Source organism: Pandoraea pneumonica, assembly GCF_049918595.1.
Classification (GTDB): domain Bacteria; phylum Pseudomonadota; class Gammaproteobacteria; order Burkholderiales; family Burkholderiaceae; genus Pandoraea; species Pandoraea pneumonica_A.
The window spans coordinates 345590-362618 of sequence record NZ_JBNCRZ010000002.1; the positions used below are offsets into that span (position 1 = coordinate 345590).

A 17029-nucleotide genomic window follows, 5' to 3' on the forward strand; every position below is an offset into this window, starting at 1 on the left:
CATACACTTGCCGGAAAACATGGCGGTCATTTCATGCGCCGCTCGTTGGATCCTCTGCACACTCCGGGCCAACACCGACCATCTCGCGGGGGCGAGATGGCTGAAAGGATCTCGACCTATGGTGGAACCGAGTACGACGGGAGCGCGGCGCGGGCGTTGGGCAACGTCCTATCGCTCGATTGTCGCGATTCTGATTTTCGGTTTCCTGATCCTTGTCCTTGTCTGGACAGCGGTGCTTTGGCGCATCTCCATCGAACACAAAGCAATCTTGCGCGATGCCGCTGCCTCGGCGTCGACCGTGGCCAACGCGCTCGAACAGCAGACCTTACGTGCCATTCGTCAGGTCGATCAGATCACCCGCTTCGTCAAATACGAGTTCGAACATCATCGCAGCGAGTTCAATCTGAACGCCACGATGAATGCCGGCATCGTCGCCGATCGTCATATGGTGTTGGTGAGTCTGGCCGATGCCAAGGGCAACATCACGGCGGCGACCATCCCCGAGCGCGGCACTTCCGGCGTGAGCATCGCCGATCGCGAACATTTTCGCGTGCACGTCGACGACGCGAGCGAGAGCCTGTTCATCAGTCACCCGGTATTCGGCCGCGTATCGCACAAGTGGGTGCTGCAATTCAGCCGCCGCTTGAATAATCCGGATGGCAGCTTCGCTGGCGTGGTCGTCGTTTCGCAAGAGCCCAGCTACTTCACAGCAGACTTTTACACTAACGCCGTGCTCGGGCAGTACGGCCAGATCGCCATCATTGCCGACGATGGCACGCTGCTCGCGCGCAGTACGGGCGCGAGTGTCGCCGTGACCGGTTCCGGTGAGTTGCCGCCATTTCCCGCAGCGCAGCGTATCTCGGGCGTGCAGCGCGACCCGATCGACGGGGTCGAGCGCGTCGTGGCCTATCGGCACCTCGGCGACTATCCGCTCGCCGTGCAGGTCGGGCTGTCGATGGACGAGGAACTGGCCGAGTATCGGCACGTCGAGCGCGTGTATCTCACGATGGCGACTTTCGTGTCGGTCGCGTTGGTCGTGTTCTTCGCGCTCATCGCGTATCTGATGCAGCGTTTAATCGGTCGCGATCAGCAACTCACTCGCCTGATTTCCTACGATGCACTGACCGGACTACCGAACCGCTATGCCTTGATGGAGTCGCTACGCAACGACCTGTCCGACACGGGTAACGTGGGCAAAGTGGCATTGCTGCATATCGACTTGGACAACTTCAAGAGCGTGAACGACACGCTGGGGCACGCCCAAGGGGACGAAATCATCCGGCAAGTGGCCGAACGTTTTGTCACGCGCGTGCCAGCCGATGCCTTGCTTGCTCGCTTTGCCGGCGACGAGTTCATGGTGGTGCTGCGCGGCGACGATGCGGTCGCGCATGCCGAGCCGCTTGCCGAAACGTTACTCGCAGCGCTCAAGGCGCCGATGGTGGCCGACAGTACATCGTTTGCGCTGCACGCGAGTATCGGCGTTACCTTTTGGTCCAAGTCCGAGGAAACCGAGGCCGATCTCATCAAGAAGGCCGATCTGGCGATGTACTCGGCGAAAGAGGCTGGCAAGAGCGTCGTACGCGTGTACTCCCAGCAGATGACGTATCAGGCGCACCAGTTGGTGGTGTGGGAGCGTCAGATGGAGCAGGCGCTTGCGAATGGCGAGTTCTTCCTCGCGTATCAACCGATCGTCGCGCTCGAATCCGATTGCATCTGCGGCATGGAGGCGCTGATTCGCTGGCGTCATCCCGAACGGGGCGTCATCGCCGCGGGCGAATTCATCCCGCTGGCGGAGACGACCGGGCAGATCGTGGCCATCGGCGAGTTCGCACTGGCGCAAGCCTGCCGACAACTCGCCGCGTGGCGCGATACCCCGATGGCGTCACTGCGTCTGGCCGTCAATGTCTCGTCGGTGCAGTTCTGGCGTGGCGACATTTGCGAGTTGGTCGAGCGCTATGTGAACGAGTACGACATCGGCCCTAGCCGTTTGGAATTGGAGATTACCGAGTCGGTCATGGTGAAGAACCCGGCGCTGGTGGAGTCGAAGATCAACCAGCTCAAACGCACCGGCGTGCGCATCGCACTCGACGACTTCGGCACCGGCTATTCGTCGTTATCCTATCTGACGCGTTTTGCCGTCGATACGCTCAAGGTCGACCGTTCGTTTGTCGAATCGATTCCCGACTCGTCGCGCTCATGTCTGATGATTTCGAATATCGTGAACATTGCGCGCTCGCTCGGCATCGAGTTGATCGTTGAGGGCGTGGAGAACGAGCGCCAGCTTGCCTGGCTGCGCCATTTCGTGCCACTGGCCGCGCAGGGCTACTGGTTTTCCCGGCCGGTGGAAATCGAACAGATGGAATCGGTAATTGCGCGATTTGGTATTTGCGGATAAAGGATGCGCCAATGATAAAGGCCGCGCCTTTCTAGTTAATAGATTAAATAGGGCTTCGTAATAGGACGGTGTTTTGGTAGTTTTAAGTTCTGATGGACCGTCGGAGTGCTATAGAATTACCGAAACTTCTCCAGATTAAGTGCGCACGGGCAGGGCGCCGGCAGCGCAACAGAAGCAGGCAACATGGAACATTACGGCAGACTGTCAACAGCCTGCAATCGTCGGGGTGGAGAATAGTTTGCAGCAACGATCCGAAGGCGCGGGGCGCGACAAGCCGAGGGTCGGGAACGGGGAAAAGATTTTGACGCGCAGACCAGAATTGGCAGGTATTTGCCGGCACATCGAATGCCGGTCGCGACCAGAACTTCTGTCCGGGGAAACGACAGACGCGCGATCAAATCAGGCGAATCGCTTTGCCAACGTAACAAGTGAAAAATATTAGAACGAGCGTTTGATTTTCGGATGAGGATACGGCATTGGCTTTATGCCGCCTGCGTTGCGGTTGGCGTGCTGGTCGCCTGCTGGGTCGCGGCGGATCGGACCGCCACCTCGTTGGTTGGCGATAAGCTCGCGCAGAGCGTCGAAGCCGAACAGACGGTGGCAGATCGCGTTGCCGACGGCATGATTCACGCCATCAACACGGATCTGGCCATGGTACGGGCCATTCCTTCGACACTGGCCGAAGTCGACCTGCTGCGCGACGTGCTGCGCCCGGCCAACGGCACCGCAAACGCGCCGGACGTCGTGGCCCGCGCCAACGACTTTCTGCAATCGGCACAGGGCTATTTCGGTGTCGATCGGGTGTGGCTCGTCGATACGCGAGGCGTCTGCGTCGCCGCCAGCAATTACCGCGATACGCCGTCACCCGTCGGTCAATCGGTGGCGGGGATGCCGTACTTCACGAACGCGATTCTGGGCGCTCGCTTCGAGAGCTACGCGGCGGGATGGGAGCATCAGGCGCCCGGCCTTTATTTCAGCGCACCGGTGTATCGCGAGGGCATTCTCATTGGCGTCGTGATGACCAAGATCGGTCTCGCCCGGTTGCGTCACTGGGTCGCCAACGGGGAGTCCTTCATCACCGACGGCAACGGCGTGGTCATCATGGCCAACGACCCGCGCTTCGAAAATCGCTTCATGCTCGACGGCAAGCTCGGCGGGCTCTCCGAGATCGAGCGTCAGGCGCTCTATCAGCGCAACGATTTCTCGCGCATGCCCATCTTCCCGTTCAAGCGCGCGCCGGGCCGCTCCAATGCTTGGGTGCCGCAGGAACTGCTCGACCAGATGTCGGAGTTCGACGAGTTCCACAAGCCGTTTGTCATCACCCAGCGCGCCAGTTCGAGCAACGACCTGACCGTCTACGCGGTGGAGAACGTCGACGCGTGGGAGGGCCTCACACGCCAGCACGCGAAAGATTTCGCATTGTGTTTTCTGCTGTATTTAGGCGGTGTGGTCATCATGATCATGGCTGGCCGTATCTATTGGCGCGAGCGCACCTTGCATCGGCAAACGCGACAGTCGAACGAGGAATTGCGCGCGGCGAACAATCAGTTGGCGTTCGAGGCGAGCTACGACGAACTCACGGGCAGCCTCACGCGCCGCTACTTCTTCCATCGCTTCGACCAGTTGCTCGAGAATGCGCAACGCAAGAACGAGCCGATGAGCCTGATCGTGGCCGATCTCGATCACTTCAAGTCGATCAACGATACCTACGGGCACGCCATCGGCGATCAGGTCTTGTGCCGTTTTGTGCTCGTGTGTTCGTCGACGTTGCGGGGCGACGATCTGATCGGGCGCATCGGTGGCGAGGAGTTTGCGATCTTGCTGCCTGGGGCGAGCGAGCGCGATGCGCTGCGAGTGGCCGACCGGATTCGCGAGCGCTGCAAGCGCGAATCGCTCGAAGGCAGCGAGCCGCCGCTGCGTTTCTCGGCGAGCTTCGGTATCACCGAATGGCAGGACGACGATTCGCCGATGAACATGGTTGAGCGTGCCGACATGGCGCTCTATCGCGCCAAACGCGCCGGACGCGATCGCTGCTGGGTGTTCTGATCCGGTGTCGCGGCTCGTTCGCCGCTCGGTCGTATACAGAAGGTGCCCTGCATTATTCCGTCGGCGTTACCAATGTCACGTTTGGTAACCAAAGAGGGTGCACTCATCGTGCATCTTGCCGGAACCCGCGTGTCTAACGAGTAAGTGTCGCGCCGCAGTTCGCGGTGTGGCGCGAATGACTTACGCGGGAGACATCATCATGAAACGCATACTCATGCTAGCGGGCGGCGCGGTCGTCGCGACGCTGATGGCGGGTTGCGTCGCTGTGCCTTATGGTGGCCCAGCGTACGGCAGCGCCTATTACGGGACGGACGATTACAACTACTACGGCTACGGGCCAGGGTACGCCGTGGCGCCTGCGCCAGTGGTGACGGTCGGCGTCGGCGGCTACTACGGCGGCGGCTATTATCGTGGTTGGCATGGCCGAGGCTGGGGCGGTCGTGGCCGTGGCGGCGGCTGGGGCTGGCACCATTAAGCCGAACTACTAAGCCGAACTACTAAGCCGAACCACTCAGCCGACCTTCGGCCCATTTGATCGGAGGAGCTTCCGGTCAGAACTCCGAGAGTGCGAAGTCTTCTTTCGAGACGTCGCACTCCGGGCAGCGCCAGTCGGCGGGCACATCGGCCCAGCGGGTACCGGGGGCGAGGCCGTCGTCCGGCGCGCCTTCGGCTTCGTTATAAATCCAGCCGCAAATCAGGCAGATCCAGCTCTTGAATTCGATCGGGGTATCCAGCGTGGTGGTCATAGCGAGTGGGTAGCAGGGAAACGAATGCGAGGGAAACAAATGCGACCCGCATTGTAAGACACGCGCGCGGCGAAATTCTGTTCGCGCTACCCCGGCGTGCGGGAAAGTTAACCCAGATCAAGTCAAAAACGCCCGCACACAGCGATGTGGCGGGCGTTTTTGTCGGTGCGCGGTGGGTGCGTCCGGATGCCGGTCGCGCCAGGGCGATGCAGGATTTACCAGTGGATCGAATTGAGCAGAATCGGTGCCATTTGCGCCAGCGAATTGAGCAGCGACATGGCGGTGTCCTTATTCGACACCTCCCGCCATAACCGGCTTCGCTCGACGACACGCTGACGATCCTCGGGCGTTTTCACATCGGGCGAGCGCAATGCTTTGATGAGATCGATCACGGAGGCGCGGTCGACCGTCTCGGTCACCGAGTGGTGGGCGAGCAGTTCGTCCAGATGGACGCGTTCGGCCTCGTTCGTGGTGTCGGTATTGGCCGTAGCCGGGGAGGGGGATGCAGGGGACGACGGTGCAGCAGACGGCTTGTCGGATTGGGTCATACCAGACTTTCTCCCGGAGGTGACTGAAGAGCCGCGCCGCCATCGCGCCGAAAATGTTGCGCGAAGTGCGGCGGCTTGTCTCCATCATAGGCCGATTCCCCCGCGCTGCGAACCCTCCCATGATGGGTAAAAGAGGGGGCTGTACGGGGTTTCTCGCGGTGAATTAACGCATGTCAAAGCGATGACATCGACGCCCAGAAGCGGGGCAAATCGTCAAGCGCAAAAAATTTGCTCAAGGCTGATGCCGAAACGGGCAATCCTCTTGACAGCGTGGAACGGCGGGCCTTTTCGGAGGGTGGTGGTGGGTTATCCAGTGGGTTATCCACAGAAGCTGTGGGTAACTTTCCGATATCCGCGCGGGGGATGTCGACGCGATTATCGGAAGAGCGGACGCAGCATCATCAACGCGAAGAACAGCGCAACGCCGACCGGCAGCAGGCCGGTGAAGAAGGCGGGCCACGGTCCACGGCCCTTGCGCCGCGCGCCGAACGACGAGATCAACCCGGCGCAAAGGCACAGCACGCCCACAGCCCACGTCGGGTTCGGGTTTTTCAGCACCCACGCGGCAGCGGCCAGCAAGCCGATCCATGCCAATGGCGTGGCCCCCGGTGGCGGCGGCTTGACGGCGGCAGCGGGCGAGGCAGGGGACGGGGTTTTGCGAGGCGTGTCTGGCGTGTCGTTGGACATCGAGGCTCCGGAGAAAGCGGCTGCGCGTGCGGTGGTTCGACCGGCCGCGCGCGGGAAAGCCGCAGCATAGCAAACGTCGACCGTCGACGCTCAGGAGGCGACCGTTGGCAAGGTGGCTCTCGGCGATGTCGCGTGCGCGGAGTGAGCATCTGTGCCGCCGTGGGTGCCATGCGCCGCGTTGCCTGGCATGCTGACGTACCAGACGGAAGTCGTGTCGGTGTCGCGCGTGGGGGCGAACTCGGGGAGATTCGCGCAGCGGTCGTCTAAATCGACATAACGCTTGAGCGGGCGAGCGGATCGGCTGGCTGACGCCGAATGCAACAACCTCGCCGATGCCGCCGCGCCGCGATTTGCCCCGTCGCGTATCTCAACGCAGGGCTGATGAAACGGATCGGTGGGCGGATTGACGGCAGGCGGCATGCCTTGCGCGCGGGCGCTGGTGGCATTCAGGGCATTCGAGACTGCCAGCAGGCAAAGTGTCGTCACGGCGATGGCTTGCCGCCATGGGCGCCCGGCGCGCGCTGAGCGATACGGGCGATCTGAATGGCATGCGTGGCGTGCGCGGGATGTGGCAGGGCTCGGCGGCATGGCGGGCTCCGTCGGGACGAGCGTTGGATCGACGAACATCGTCGGTGCCCGGCGACGCAACGCTGGCACCTCTCGTCTGCCATAAGCCAGTATCGTGCCGGAAGTGGCAAGCCAATGATTTTTATGGAATTTTCAGTGCCCAGCGGCAACCGGCAGTGAGCGAACCCACATCAAGTGTTGCAGTTCCGAAACGTGGGCCTGAGAATCGGGCGAGAAGCGGGATGAGAAGCGGGACGAGAAGCGAGACGACAAACGGACTCCGCGACAGGCGATTCTCCGATCTCACATTTACTGTATATAATCACAGTATTCCATTCAACGGCGAGACCGAACATTCGATGAAAGCCAACTACTCCATCGCCGAAATCGAGCAGGCGATCAACTACTGGACCCGCCGTCAGGCGGCCGATAGCCATTGGGCGCTGTGCCCGTCGGCGCGTGTGCTGGCCGACGTCTACGGCGAGATGATTTACCGCCACGACACGAGCATCGCCGCCGACGCACTCAACGAGCGCCAGAGTCAGGCCATCGAAACTGCGTTGCATCAAATGGAGCTAGGGCTCGCGCCTTGAGCGTCGGCATGTGACGTGTCGTAACCCTTTCAGGGCTGCTCGCTGGGTGCCGCGTTCGCAGCTGCCGTTGTTGCCGAAGCCCGTCGCCGGGCATCCCAGCGCGCCAGCCACTGTTCCAGATCCTCGGCGCTGAGCGCGGGGGAAAACAGGAAGCCCTGCGCCACCCGATAGCCCTGTGCGATCAGCAGATCGCGCTGGGCCTCGTCTTCGACCCCTTCCGCCACAACCGTCAGATGCAGACTCCGGCCAATGCTGATGATGGCATTGGTGAGCGCGCGCACGGTTTCGTCGCGCGTCACGTCATGCACAAAGCTGCGGTCCAGCTTGAGCTCCGAGACCGGCAGACGGCGCAGATAACCGAGGCTCGAATACCCCGTCCCGAAGTCGTCCATCGACAGCCGCACGCCCATGGCGTGCACGGCCTCGATGATGCGCAGCGTGCTCGGGTTGTGATCCATCAGCACGCTTTCGGTAATTTCGATGGCCAGGCACGTCGGCGGCAGATCGTTGGCGGCGAGCGTCTCCGCGATCATGCTCGGCAGCTCGTGATCGTGGAAATTGGTCGGCGACAGATTGACCGAGATGTTGGCGATCGGCACGCCACGTCGGCGCCATTGCGCCAACTGTCGGCACGATTCACGCAATGTCCACGCGCCCAACTCGCCAATGAGTCCGCACTCCTCGGCCAGCGCAATAAATCGCGTGGGCGAGACGTCGCCGTACTGCGGATGCACCCAGCGGGTGAGCGCTTCCACGCCGCACACCGACTCGTCGAGCAGATTGATCTGCGGCTGGTAATGCAGGCGTAGCGCGTCGCGGCGTAGCGCATCGCGCATGGCGGTTTCCAGCTCGAGCCGCTCCTGCGCGTGGATGTTCATGTCTTCGTGATAGAACCGCACGCTCCCCGGGCTGGCCATTTTGGCCTGATACATCGCCATATCCGCACGTTGCAGCAGGATGTCGAACGCCTGCCCGTGATTCGGATAGAGGCTGATGCCGAAGCTGCCCGAAGGCGTCAACGTCACGCCGTCGACCTGACACGGCGCGGTGAGCGCACTGCGCATGCGCTCGATGGCGGCGTCGAGCCGGTCGGGGTCGCACTCGGTGAGCACGGCCACGAATTCGTCGCCGGACAGGCGTGCCACGATGTCCGCCCCGCGCAGCGACCGGCGCAGACGCTGGGCAATCGTGCGCAACAGCACGTCGCCTGCCTGATGGCCGAGCGAATCGTTGACCTGCTTGAAGCGATCCAGATCGAGGAAGATCACTGCCATGCGCGTGTTCAGCTCGTGCGCACTGGCAATGGCCTGCGCGGCGAGCACGCCGAGCATGCTGCGGTTGGGCAGGCCGGTGAGGCTATCGGAGAACGCCAACTGACGAATACGCGTGCGCGATTCATCGCGCTCGAAGGCCAGTTTGCACAGATGCACGCATACGTCGACCAGCCGCTCGTGCAAGGCGTCTGGGCCGCGCACCGTGCGGTAATAGAACGCGAGCACGCCGAGCACGCGGCCGTCGTTGGCGATGATCGGCATGGCCCACGAGGCGGCGAGCCCGTAGGTGGCCGCCATGTCGCGAAAATCGGCCCAGCGCGGGTCTTGCGCAATGTCGGTGACGATGACGGGGCGCGCCTGAAACGCGGCGGTGCCGCAGGTGCCCACATTGGGCCCGATGGCAATGCCGTCGATGAACTGGTGATACTGCGCGGGCAAGCTCGGGCCAGCCTGCGGGCGCAACCGGCCTTCGGCGTCCACGCGCACCACCGAGGCCATGACCTCCGGCGCAATCTGCTCCAGTTCGCGGCAAATCAGCATCAGCACTTCCACGAGCGGTGCGTCACGCACCATCGCGGCCAGCGCCTTGTGTTGCAGCACTTCCTGAATCTTCGACTGGGTGATGTCGGTGAAGAGCGCGACGGCATTCACGAGCTTGCCGTTCGCATCGAGAATCGGGTTGGTCACGATCGACGCCCAGAGCGGTTGCCCTTGCGCCGTGCGCACAAGGACTTCGCAATGGCAACTGCGTCCGTCGCGGGCCGACACGAGGCAGCCGGTCAGAGCCTGCTGAATGTCGACGGCTGCCGAGCCGCTGGCGAATTCGTCGACCGGGGCATCGCCGAACGGGCTGTGCCCGGGCTTGCCGACCACCTCGTCGGCACGGTAACCGAACATGCGAGTGAAGCCTGCGTTCACATAGCAGACGACGCCTTGTGCATCGGTGATGAGCACCGCGTTATCGGTCTCGTCGACGCCAAGCGACAGCAGGTGCAAGCGGGCGTTGTCCTGGGCTTCGCGCTCGACGCGATGTGTCACGTCGGCGGCGAGTTTGACCACGCAGGCGAGCTTGCCTGCGTCATCGAAAACGGGGTTGTAAGTGGCTTCAAACCAAACCGTGCCGCCATCGCGACGGCGGCGGCGCACTTGCGCCGTGTGGGCGCGCCCGGTACTGACCACGTGTGCCAGGGCGTCGCCGCAGGCGGCATCGCCCGGGTCGCACAGTGTGGCATGCGGCTGGCCGATCAATTCGTCGCGGGTGTAGCCGACGACGCCGAGCAACTTGTCGTTGACGTCGACGATCGTGCCCTCGGGTGTGAGGGTGAGCATGCCGAGCGAGCGGTCGAGCGCTGCAAGCAGCGCATCGGGCCCCGGCGCCGGCAAAGCGCCGGCGGTGGACGGTGAACCGGGCACGGCCATCGCAAGGGCCTCCTCAGACGACCTGCGGACAGGGTGGGGTGTTACGCGGGATGACACACCAAAAACGCTTTCAAGTATAGCGACCTGCGAGGGCAGGCCGACATGGGAGAAACCGGGAGAACGCACCCGGGGGTGCGTGCTGGGGGGAAGGGCGTTCGGTGCGCTTGCGTCGTCGGACTTCCGTCGGGCTTTTGCCGGGTTTCAGGCGGTGCTTGGGGCTACGCCTCAGGCCGCGACGACGCGAATCCGTATGCCGTCGAGCGAAACCGTCTGACCGGCACGGATTTTGGCCGTCTTGCGCGATTCGAGCTTGCCGTCGACGCTAACCAGACCGCTGGCGACCAGCGCTTTGCCGGCGCCGCCGGAGTCGGCCACACCTGCCACTTTGAGCAGGTCGTTCAGGGCGATAAATTCGCCGGTGAGTTCAAAAGTAACGTTTTGCATGATGCACCGGATACTACGTAAAAACCCGATGCGCGTCGACTGTTGCGCGGGTCCGTCAGCTCTCGATGACGTGTTCGATACGCCGGTCGGGAATCAGCCAGACGATGGCGACCAGTGCATAGATGCCGAGCGAGACGGCCGGCATCACGAACGCGAACGCAATGGCCAGCGCATAGCCGACAACGGAGAGCTTGCCTTTGGCGTCTCGTCCGATGGCCGTGGCCAGCTTGACGTTGGCCCCTTCGCCGTGCACGGCGAGCAGGGCGCGCGTGAGGATGTAATAGGCGACCGCCGCCATGAACAGCACGCCGCCATAGAGCGCCGTGGGCCACGCGGTGAGATGGTTTTCCCCCAGCCAGTGGGTGACGAACGGAATCAGCGACAGCCAGAACAGCAAATGCAGGTTGGCCCACAGCACGCCGCCCGAGACACGCTGGACGACGTGAAACAGATGGTGGTGGTTGTTCCAGTAAATGCCGACGTAGATATAACTCATGATGTACGTCAGGAAGGTCGGCAGGATCGGCAACAGCTCATCGAGATCGGTGCCGTGCGGGGCTTTCATCTCGAGCACCATGATCGTAATGATGATGGCGATGACGCCATCGCTGAAGGCTTCCAGTCGGCTTTTGCCCATGGCGTTTGCTCTTGGTTCGAGGGGTTAAAAAAGACGAAGAAGCGACGATGAAGCGTCGATGTGGTGCCGGCGGCGTTCCAAATCGCCGGGGCACCGCGCCGGTTCAGGCGATGGCGACGCGATTCCGGCCGGACTGCTTAGCAGTGTACAGAGCGCGATCGGCGCGCTGCAAAATACTGCCGAAATCGGCGTCGTCGGCGCTAAGGCTACCGACACCGATGCTGGCCGTAAAGCGCACCGGCCCGGTGGTGCCCGGCACGCTGGTATTGCCGATGGCCGAGAGCAGCCGGTCGGCGGCCTGCATGGCGCGCTGTGCGTCGGCCTCGGGCAGCAGCACGGCAAATTCCTCGCCGCCGAGCCGTCCCATGACGGTGCCCTTGCGCAACGTGGCCCGCGCGACCAGTGTCAATTCCACGATGACGCGGTCACCGATTGCATGTCCCCAGGTGTCGTTCACGGCTTTGAAGTGATCGATATCGATCATCAGCACCGAGAGGCGGCGGCGCTGCGCGCGGGCAGTGGCGAACGCTTGTTCGGCCTGCATGAGAAACGCGCGGCGATTGAGCGCACCGGTCAGGCCGTCGCGCATGGCCATGTCCCCGAGCACTTGATTCACACGGCGCAACTCAAGTTCGTCGACCACGAGTGCCGAGAGATCGGCGAGTAGCGCGCGCATTTCCGGGTCAAGGGTGCGCGGGCGGCGGTCGATCACGCACAGCGTGCCGAGCCGATGGCCTTCGGGCGTGCGCAGCGGCGCCCCGGCATAGAAGCGGATGTGCGGGTCGCCAGTCACGAGCGGGTTGTCGGCGAAGCGCCGGTCGGCGTGGGCGTCAGGCACCACGAGCACGTCGTCGCCCAGAATGGCGTGCGCGCAGAACGCCATCGAGCGGGGCGTCTGGGTGGCATCGATACCTTGTTTCGCCTTGAACCATTGGCGCGTCTCGTCGATTAGCGACACGAGCGAGATAGGCGCGCCCACGATATACGAGGCGATGCGCACGATGCGGTCGAAGGCGGGTTCCGGGGAGGTGTCGAGAATGTCGTAGCGGCGCAGGGCCGCCAGACGTGCCGCTTCGTCGATGGTCGCGCCGGTATTGGGCGAGTACGACGTGGGGAGCAGGCTTTGCAGTGCGTCGTGCGGCAAGGCGTGCGGTGAGGGAGCTCCGGGTGTAGTCATATCGCGACGGGCTGGCGAGGCGTGGCGAGTGGATGACAACAGCTCCGTCACCGGCAGCATGGATGACGGCAACTGCATGAACGATGCGCTGCTCATTCTGCCGCGCATGTCGTCGCTTGGCAAATTCGGCGGTAGCAGCAACGCTTCGCGCCAGAGGTCTTGGGCGGTTTGTGCGGGGTCGACGGGTGGTTGCGTTGCAGCGCTGTGGGTCATGACTTGACTTCGAAGGCTTCACCGGTCTCGAAGAAGTTACCGCCGGCGATGTAGTGAATACTGCGAGACACGCCGGGCGCGAACTGCCAGTGCCCGTCGCGAAACGCACGCGGATCGGCCCAGGCCGCAACGACCTCGCCAAGAAACAGATCGTAGCGATCCTGATTGTGCGGCTCGGGAATCACACGGCATTCGAGCCAAGCGAGGCAGCCGCCGATGAGGGGGGCTTGGATGTGGGTGCCGTCGAACGCTTGAACGCCGCTGCCGTTGCCGGACGTGTCGTCGAACTTATCGACGTCGCGACCGGAGACAGAGCCGACCGCCAACGTCTCGCGAGCGATGGCGCGAGCAGGCACATTCAGCGAGAACTCACCCGAGGCTTCGACCAACTCGCGCGTGAGCGTATTGCGGTCGATGACGACGGCCACATTGGGCGGCGAGAAGTCGAGGGGCATCGACCATGCGGCGGCCATCACGTTACGGCGTCCGGCATGGGCACTGCCCACGAGCACGGTCGGGCCGTGATTGAGCAGGCGATAAGCTTTCGGTAATTCGACGGGCAGGCGTTCGATCATTTCGGTCATGGCGGGCACTCGACAGCTTGGCTTCGATAGAGCGGGTCATGATAGCGCGGCGCGAGCCGCGGCGACGCTTGCAATAACGGATATAGCAGCATCCGAAAAAACGGCCCGCAGGGTGAGCTGCGGGCCGATAAACGGCACGGTGCGGGGAGCGCGTGCCGGATCAGATGTGAGCGTAGTATGCAATGGCATCGTCCTAGTCCAGTCCCCACGAAGCGCGTGAAATCGCGTTTTACGGCGCAGCAAAACGCGACACCCAGTCGGCATTGTGTCGCGAAGCGAAAGGAGGGCATATGCGCGGCAAGGTATACGTAGGCACGGCATCGTGGACGGATAAGTCGCTCATCGCGTGCAAGCGCTTTTATCCGCCGGGCCACTCGTCGGCCGAAGCGCGTTTGCGCTACTACGCAAGTCGATTTCCGATGGTGGAAGTCGATAGCAGCTACTACGCGATGCCTTCGGGATCCAATGCCCAACTCTGGGCCGAGCGCACGCCGCCGTCATTCATTTTCAACATCAAGGCGTTTCGCTTACTCACCGGACACCAGACGCCGCGCGTCGCATTCCCGAAAGATTTGCAGGCGGCGTTGCCGCCGGGGCCGCGTGCCAATGTGTATTACAAGGATGTGCCTGCGGCCGTGCAGGACGAGATCTGGCGGCGCTATCTGGAAGCCATCGCGCCGCTCGTGCGTGCGGGCAAACTCGGGCTGGTGCACTTTCAATTTCCGCCGTGGCTAACCGGTGACCACGCGAGCCGCGCCCACATCGAAATGTGTGCACAACGCATGGCCGGTTATGGCGTGGCCGCAGAGTTTCGACACCAACGCTGGTTCGACGACACCCATCGCGACAGCACGCTCGCGTGGCTGCGCGACCTAGGCTGGGTCAACACCATCGTCGACGAACCGCAAGGCTTCACCAACAGCATCCCGGCGGTGTGGGCATACACCACGCCCCGCGCCGCCGTCCTCCGCTTGCACGGCCGTAATCACGAAACGTGGAATGTGCGCGATGCCACCGCCGCGTCCGATCGATTCAATTACGACTACCGCGAAGCGGAACTCGCAGCGCTCGTCGACCCGATCCGCGTCATCGCCAAAGAAGTTGCGCGCGTGTATGTGGTCTTCAACAACAACTATGAAGATCAAGGGCAACGTAACGCGCTTGTCCTCATGAACCTGCTCGGCGATCTCGCCGCATTGCCAGGCGACGATCCAGAGTCTCTGCCGCTTGGCGCTTCAGCTTCGCTTCTCTGATTGAGCGGGGCACTATTTGCAATGCTGACAATTTTTGACGCAGTACCATGTTTTGATAGCCGCAACATGTGATCACCCTTGGAGACAGGCGAACATGACGATCGATCGGAGAGTCACGTTTTTTCACGCACCCAACACCCGCTCGACCGGCGTGCTGGTGCTGCTCGACGAACTACAGGCCGACTTCGACCTGCACCTCCTGCGCTTCGCCACCGGCGAGCAGCGCAGTGCCGAATTCCTCGATATCAACCCGATGGGGAAAGTGCCCGCCATTCGTCACGGCGACGCCGTGGTTACCGAGCAAGCGGCGGTGTACATGTATCTCGCCGAGCTCTATCCGGAGAAAGGGCTGTCGCCGCCGCCGGGCGATCCGCGCCGAGGCGCCTACCTGCGATGGATGGTTTTCTACGGCTCGTGTGTCGAACCCGCCGTGACCGACAAGGCGATGGCACGCCCCGTGATGGAACACTCGCGCTCGCCCTACGGCGATTACGACGAAGTGATGTGGACCATCGAACGCCACCTGACCCAAAACCCCGGGCCATGGTGGCTCGGCGAGTCATTCACCGCCGCCGACGCACTGTGGGGGAATGCGTTGCACTTCCTCACACTGTTCAAGATGGTGCCCGCGTCACCCGCGATCTCCGCCTATGTCGAACGCTTCCGCGAACGTGGCTCGGTCAAACGGGGGCACGCACGCGACGCCGAACTCGCGAAAAGCCTCGCCCCCTGAGCCAAACCTGAGCCAAAAGTTACTCGGGCAACACTTCGATTTGCGGCTCGCACTCGATAGGGAAGTTGACCGAGTTGGCAACGTAGCACTTGGCATGTGCTTCGTGATGCAACTCGGCAGCGAGCTTGGCATCGCTGCCCGCGCGCAGCGTCACATGCGGGCGCAGCACGATGCGCGTGAAGCGACCCTCCTGCGGCGTATCGATCATGGTGCCCAGCGCATCGTCTCGGTACGCCTCGACGCGAACGCCAGCATCCGAACACAAATGCAAGTACCAGAGCTTGTGACAGGCACTGGCCGACGCTACCAGCAACTCTTCGGGATTCCAGCGCGTGGCGTCGCCCCGGAAAGCCGGGTCGGCGGACCCCGGAATCTCAGGCTTACCGGCCGCTTCAATCACATGGTTGCGACCGTACTCGCGATAGCCCGACGTGCCCGTGCCCTGATTGCCGATCCACTCGATGCGAACGCGGTACTGGTGTTCTCCTGATGCCATGACGTGTCTCTCTGCCAGAAAGTAAGTGGGGAGGTTGTGCGACGCGTCAAACGCGTCGCGCGACATTCTTGCAGGCGCACGTCGCGACCGCTAGCCATTTTCGGCCATCAAATTCTTGGCACACTTTCATGCCGCACAAATCACGCCGTGCCCATCAGGCGATCGGCTCCGTTGTGAGTGCCCGTGTGAGGCCGTGCATGGGGCGGCGCATGGCAACGTCGAACGGGTTGGTCTGCGGGCCGATCAGCTCAGCCTGACGCCGCAGCAACTCGACGACCATCGGCAGACGATCCTGCGACAGACGCGCGGCTAGCGTGCCGATACTCAGCGCGGCCACGGCATGCCCCGTGCGGTCGAAAATCGGCACCGCCACACCCGCCATGCCTTCGAGCACGCCGCTGTTGCTGCCTGCGTAACCCAACTGCCGCACCCGCTCGATCTCCGTGCGCAAATACACCTCGTCGAGCACGCCGTATCCGCGCAGACGCGGCACGTTGAAGCGAATGATCTCCTCGCGTTCGGCCTCCGGCAGAAACGCCAAAATCGCCAGACTTCCCTGACCGACCCCCAGCGCCACGCGACCACCGATGTCCCCGGTAAACGACCGAATCGGGAACGGGCCTTCGCACATGTCGAGACACACAGCATCGAAGCTGCTGCGCACCAGCAGGAAGATCGTGTCGCCGAGGCTCGCGCACAAGCGCAGCAGCGACGGGCGACAGAGCGTGCGCATGCCGCTCGGATTGCCAGCCTGCGCGGCCATCGCGAAGAAGTCGACACTCAGCCGGTACAGCTTGGACGTCTCGTCCTGCTCTACCACCTGCTCGGCAATCAGGGCATGGAGGATACGGTGGACGGTCGCCTGACTGAGCCCGACCGCCTTGGCGATGTGCGTGACGCGCTCGCCTTCAGGCTTGGCCACGCCAAGGGCGCGAATGACCGCGAACGTACGTTGCAGAATGCCTGCGCCTGCGGCGTCGGACGCCGCCGGGCCTTTGGCCTCGCGAGGTGAATCGGAAGTGCGCATGAGTGTCTCGAATTATTCCGTCAAACGGAATGTTATCGCAAGCGGCCTGATCTTGAAAACAGACGCGATGCATCGAAATGCGCAAAAACACTGAATAATCATCATTAGTTAGGGATTATCCCGAGACGCTGACGCGAAACGAATGACATGCTCATTCCCACATATATTCCATCAAACGAAATAATCATAA

At 62.5% G+C, this 17029-nt stretch carries 15 protein-coding genes and 1 pseudogene; 6 read left to right on the top strand and 10 right to left on the bottom strand.

The window, feature by feature from the left end; translation table 11 throughout:
• Positions 1-118: 118 nt before the first annotated feature.
• The 3 genes from ACPWR9_RS08140 (at position 119) to ACPWR9_RS08150 (ending at position 4916) form a co-directional block, all read left to right on the top strand.
• Complete coding sequence (locus ACPWR9_RS08140) at positions 119-2395, top strand: bifunctional diguanylate cyclase/phosphodiesterase (protein ID WP_426297434.1); 2277 nt, start codon at positions 119-121, stop codon at positions 2393-2395.
• Between the two features lie 462 nt (positions 2396-2857).
• Positions 2858-4441, top strand: a complete 1584-nt coding sequence (locus ACPWR9_RS08145; RefSeq protein ID WP_426297432.1) for a sensor domain-containing diguanylate cyclase — start codon at positions 2858-2860, stop codon at positions 4439-4441.
• Between the two features lie 199 nt (positions 4442-4640).
• A complete protein-coding gene (locus ACPWR9_RS08150) occupies positions 4641-4916 on the top strand; it encodes a hypothetical protein (protein WP_426297430.1) in 276 nt (91 codons plus the stop codon).
• Positions 4917-4992: 76 nt separating this feature from the next.
• On the opposite strand, the pseudogene ACPWR9_RS08155 reads toward ACPWR9_RS08150, so the two are convergent.
• The 3 genes and pseudogenes from ACPWR9_RS08155 to ACPWR9_RS08165 all read right to left on the bottom strand — a co-directional run.
• A pseudogene (locus ACPWR9_RS08155) lies at positions 4993-5160 on the bottom strand (rubredoxin); the annotation flags it as partial.
• 242 nt (positions 5161-5402) lie between these two features.
• Positions 5403-5735: a hypothetical protein gene (locus ACPWR9_RS08160; protein WP_426297428.1), complete on the bottom strand. Its 333-nt coding sequence runs from the start codon at positions 5733-5735 to the stop codon at positions 5403-5405.
• A 375-nt stretch (positions 5736-6110) separates the two neighbouring features.
• Positions 6111-6422, bottom strand: coding sequence for a hypothetical protein (locus ACPWR9_RS08165; protein ID WP_426297426.1), 312 nt, complete (start codon positions 6420-6422; stop codon positions 6111-6113).
• Between the two features lie 926 nt (positions 6423-7348).
• Here ACPWR9_RS08165 and ACPWR9_RS08170 point away from each other — a divergent pair.
• Complete coding sequence (locus ACPWR9_RS08170) at positions 7349-7582, top strand: DUF3717 domain-containing protein (RefSeq protein ID WP_426297424.1); 234 nt, start codon at positions 7349-7351, stop codon at positions 7580-7582.
• Positions 7583-7611: 29 nt separating this feature from the next.
• Here the strand turns inward: ACPWR9_RS08170 and ACPWR9_RS08175 are convergent, their stop codons facing one another.
• The 5 genes from ACPWR9_RS08175 to ACPWR9_RS08195 form a co-directional block, all read right to left on the bottom strand.
• Entirely contained in the window at positions 7612-10275 is a 2664-nt protein-coding gene (locus tag ACPWR9_RS08175) for a sensor domain-containing protein (RefSeq protein ID WP_426297422.1), read from the bottom strand.
• Between the two features lie 225 nt (positions 10276-10500).
• On the bottom strand, positions 10501-10719 hold the full coding sequence (locus ACPWR9_RS08180) for an RNA-binding S4 domain-containing protein (RefSeq protein ID WP_426297420.1): 219 nt from the start codon (positions 10717-10719) through the stop codon (positions 10501-10503).
• Between the two features lie 55 nt (positions 10720-10774).
• Positions 10775-11356, bottom strand: coding sequence for a TMEM175 family protein (locus ACPWR9_RS08185; RefSeq protein ID WP_426297418.1), 582 nt, complete (start codon positions 11354-11356; stop codon positions 10775-10777).
• A gap of 103 nt (positions 11357-11459) precedes the next feature.
• Positions 11460-12746: a GGDEF domain-containing protein gene (locus ACPWR9_RS08190; RefSeq protein WP_426297416.1), complete on the bottom strand. Its 1287-nt coding sequence runs from the start codon at positions 12744-12746 to the stop codon at positions 11460-11462.
• Positions 12743-13321 carry a flavin reductase family protein gene (locus ACPWR9_RS08195; protein WP_426298003.1) on the bottom strand — a complete coding sequence of 193 codons (579 nt, stop codon included), beginning with the start codon at positions 13319-13321 and terminating at the stop codon, positions 12743-12745. Before ACPWR9_RS08195 ends, ACPWR9_RS08190 begins: the two co-directional genes overlap by 4 nt.
• Positions 13322-13620: 299 nt before the next feature.
• On the opposite strand from ACPWR9_RS08195, the gene ACPWR9_RS08200 reads away from it, so the two are divergent.
• Both ACPWR9_RS08200 and ACPWR9_RS08205 read left to right on the top strand, forming a co-directional pair.
• Complete coding sequence (locus tag ACPWR9_RS08200; RefSeq protein ID WP_426297415.1) at positions 13621-14583, top strand: DUF72 domain-containing protein; 963 nt, start codon at positions 13621-13623, stop codon at positions 14581-14583.
• Between the two features lie 94 nt (positions 14584-14677).
• Complete coding sequence (locus ACPWR9_RS08205; protein WP_426297414.1) at positions 14678-15316, top strand: glutathione S-transferase family protein; 639 nt, start codon at positions 14678-14680, stop codon at positions 15314-15316.
• 19 nt (positions 15317-15335) lie between these two features.
• Here ACPWR9_RS08205 and ACPWR9_RS08210 read toward each other — a convergent pair whose 3' ends face one another.
• Together ACPWR9_RS08210 and ACPWR9_RS08215 are read right to left on the bottom strand one after the other, a co-directional pair.
• Positions 15336-15812 carry an OsmC family protein gene (locus tag ACPWR9_RS08210; RefSeq protein WP_426297413.1) on the bottom strand — a complete coding sequence of 159 codons (477 nt, stop codon included), beginning with the start codon at positions 15810-15812 and terminating at the stop codon, positions 15336-15338.
• A gap of 154 nt (positions 15813-15966) precedes the next feature.
• On the bottom strand, positions 15967-16839 hold the full coding sequence (locus ACPWR9_RS08215) for an IclR family transcriptional regulator (protein ID WP_426297412.1): 873 nt from the start codon (positions 16837-16839) through the stop codon (positions 15967-15969).
• Positions 16840-17029: the final 190 nt, after the last annotated feature.

What these genes read in the sequence shown, in the direction of transcription:
- ACPWR9_RS08140 (WP_426297434.1), top strand. Translation starts at nt 119, where the DNA reads ATGGTGGAACCGAGTACGACGGGAGCGCGGCGCGGGCGTTGGGCAACG.
- ACPWR9_RS08145 (WP_426297432.1), top strand. Translation starts at nt 2,858, where the DNA reads ATGAGGATACGGCATTGGCTTTATGCCGCCTGCGTTGCGGTTGGCGTG.
- ACPWR9_RS08150 (WP_426297430.1), top strand. Translation starts at nt 4,641, where the DNA reads ATGAAACGCATACTCATGCTAGCGGGCGGCGCGGTCGTCGCGACGCTG.
- ACPWR9_RS08160 (WP_426297428.1), bottom strand. Translation starts at nt 5,735, where the DNA reads ATGACCCAATCCGACAAGCCGTCTGCTGCACCGTCGTCCCCTGCATCC.
- ACPWR9_RS08165 (WP_426297426.1), bottom strand. Translation starts at nt 6,422, where the DNA reads ATGTCCAACGACACGCCAGACACGCCTCGCAAAACCCCGTCCCCTGCC.
- ACPWR9_RS08170 (WP_426297424.1), top strand. Translation starts at nt 7,349, where the DNA reads ATGAAAGCCAACTACTCCATCGCCGAAATCGAGCAGGCGATCAACTAC.
- ACPWR9_RS08175 (WP_426297422.1), bottom strand. Translation starts at nt 10,275, where the DNA reads ATGGCCGTGCCCGGTTCACCGTCCACCGCCGGCGCTTTGCCGGCGCCG.
- ACPWR9_RS08180 (WP_426297420.1), bottom strand. Translation starts at nt 10,719, where the DNA reads ATGCAAAACGTTACTTTTGAACTCACCGGCGAATTTATCGCCCTGAAC.
- ACPWR9_RS08185 (WP_426297418.1), bottom strand. Translation starts at nt 11,356, where the DNA reads ATGGGCAAAAGCCGACTGGAAGCCTTCAGCGATGGCGTCATCGCCATC.
- ACPWR9_RS08190 (WP_426297416.1), bottom strand. Translation starts at nt 12,746, where the DNA reads ATGACCCACAGCGCTGCAACGCAACCACCCGTCGACCCCGCACAAACC.
- ACPWR9_RS08195 (WP_426298003.1), bottom strand. Translation starts at nt 13,321, where the DNA reads ATGATCGAACGCCTGCCCGTCGAATTACCGAAAGCTTATCGCCTGCTC.
- ACPWR9_RS08200 (WP_426297415.1), top strand. Translation starts at nt 13,621, where the DNA reads ATGCGCGGCAAGGTATACGTAGGCACGGCATCGTGGACGGATAAGTCG.
- ACPWR9_RS08205 (WP_426297414.1), top strand. Translation starts at nt 14,678, where the DNA reads ATGACGATCGATCGGAGAGTCACGTTTTTTCACGCACCCAACACCCGC.
- ACPWR9_RS08210 (WP_426297413.1), bottom strand. Translation starts at nt 15,812, where the DNA reads ATGGCATCAGGAGAACACCAGTACCGCGTTCGCATCGAGTGGATCGGC.
- ACPWR9_RS08215 (WP_426297412.1), bottom strand. Translation starts at nt 16,839, where the DNA reads ATGCGCACTTCCGATTCACCTCGCGAGGCCAAAGGCCCGGCGGCGTCC.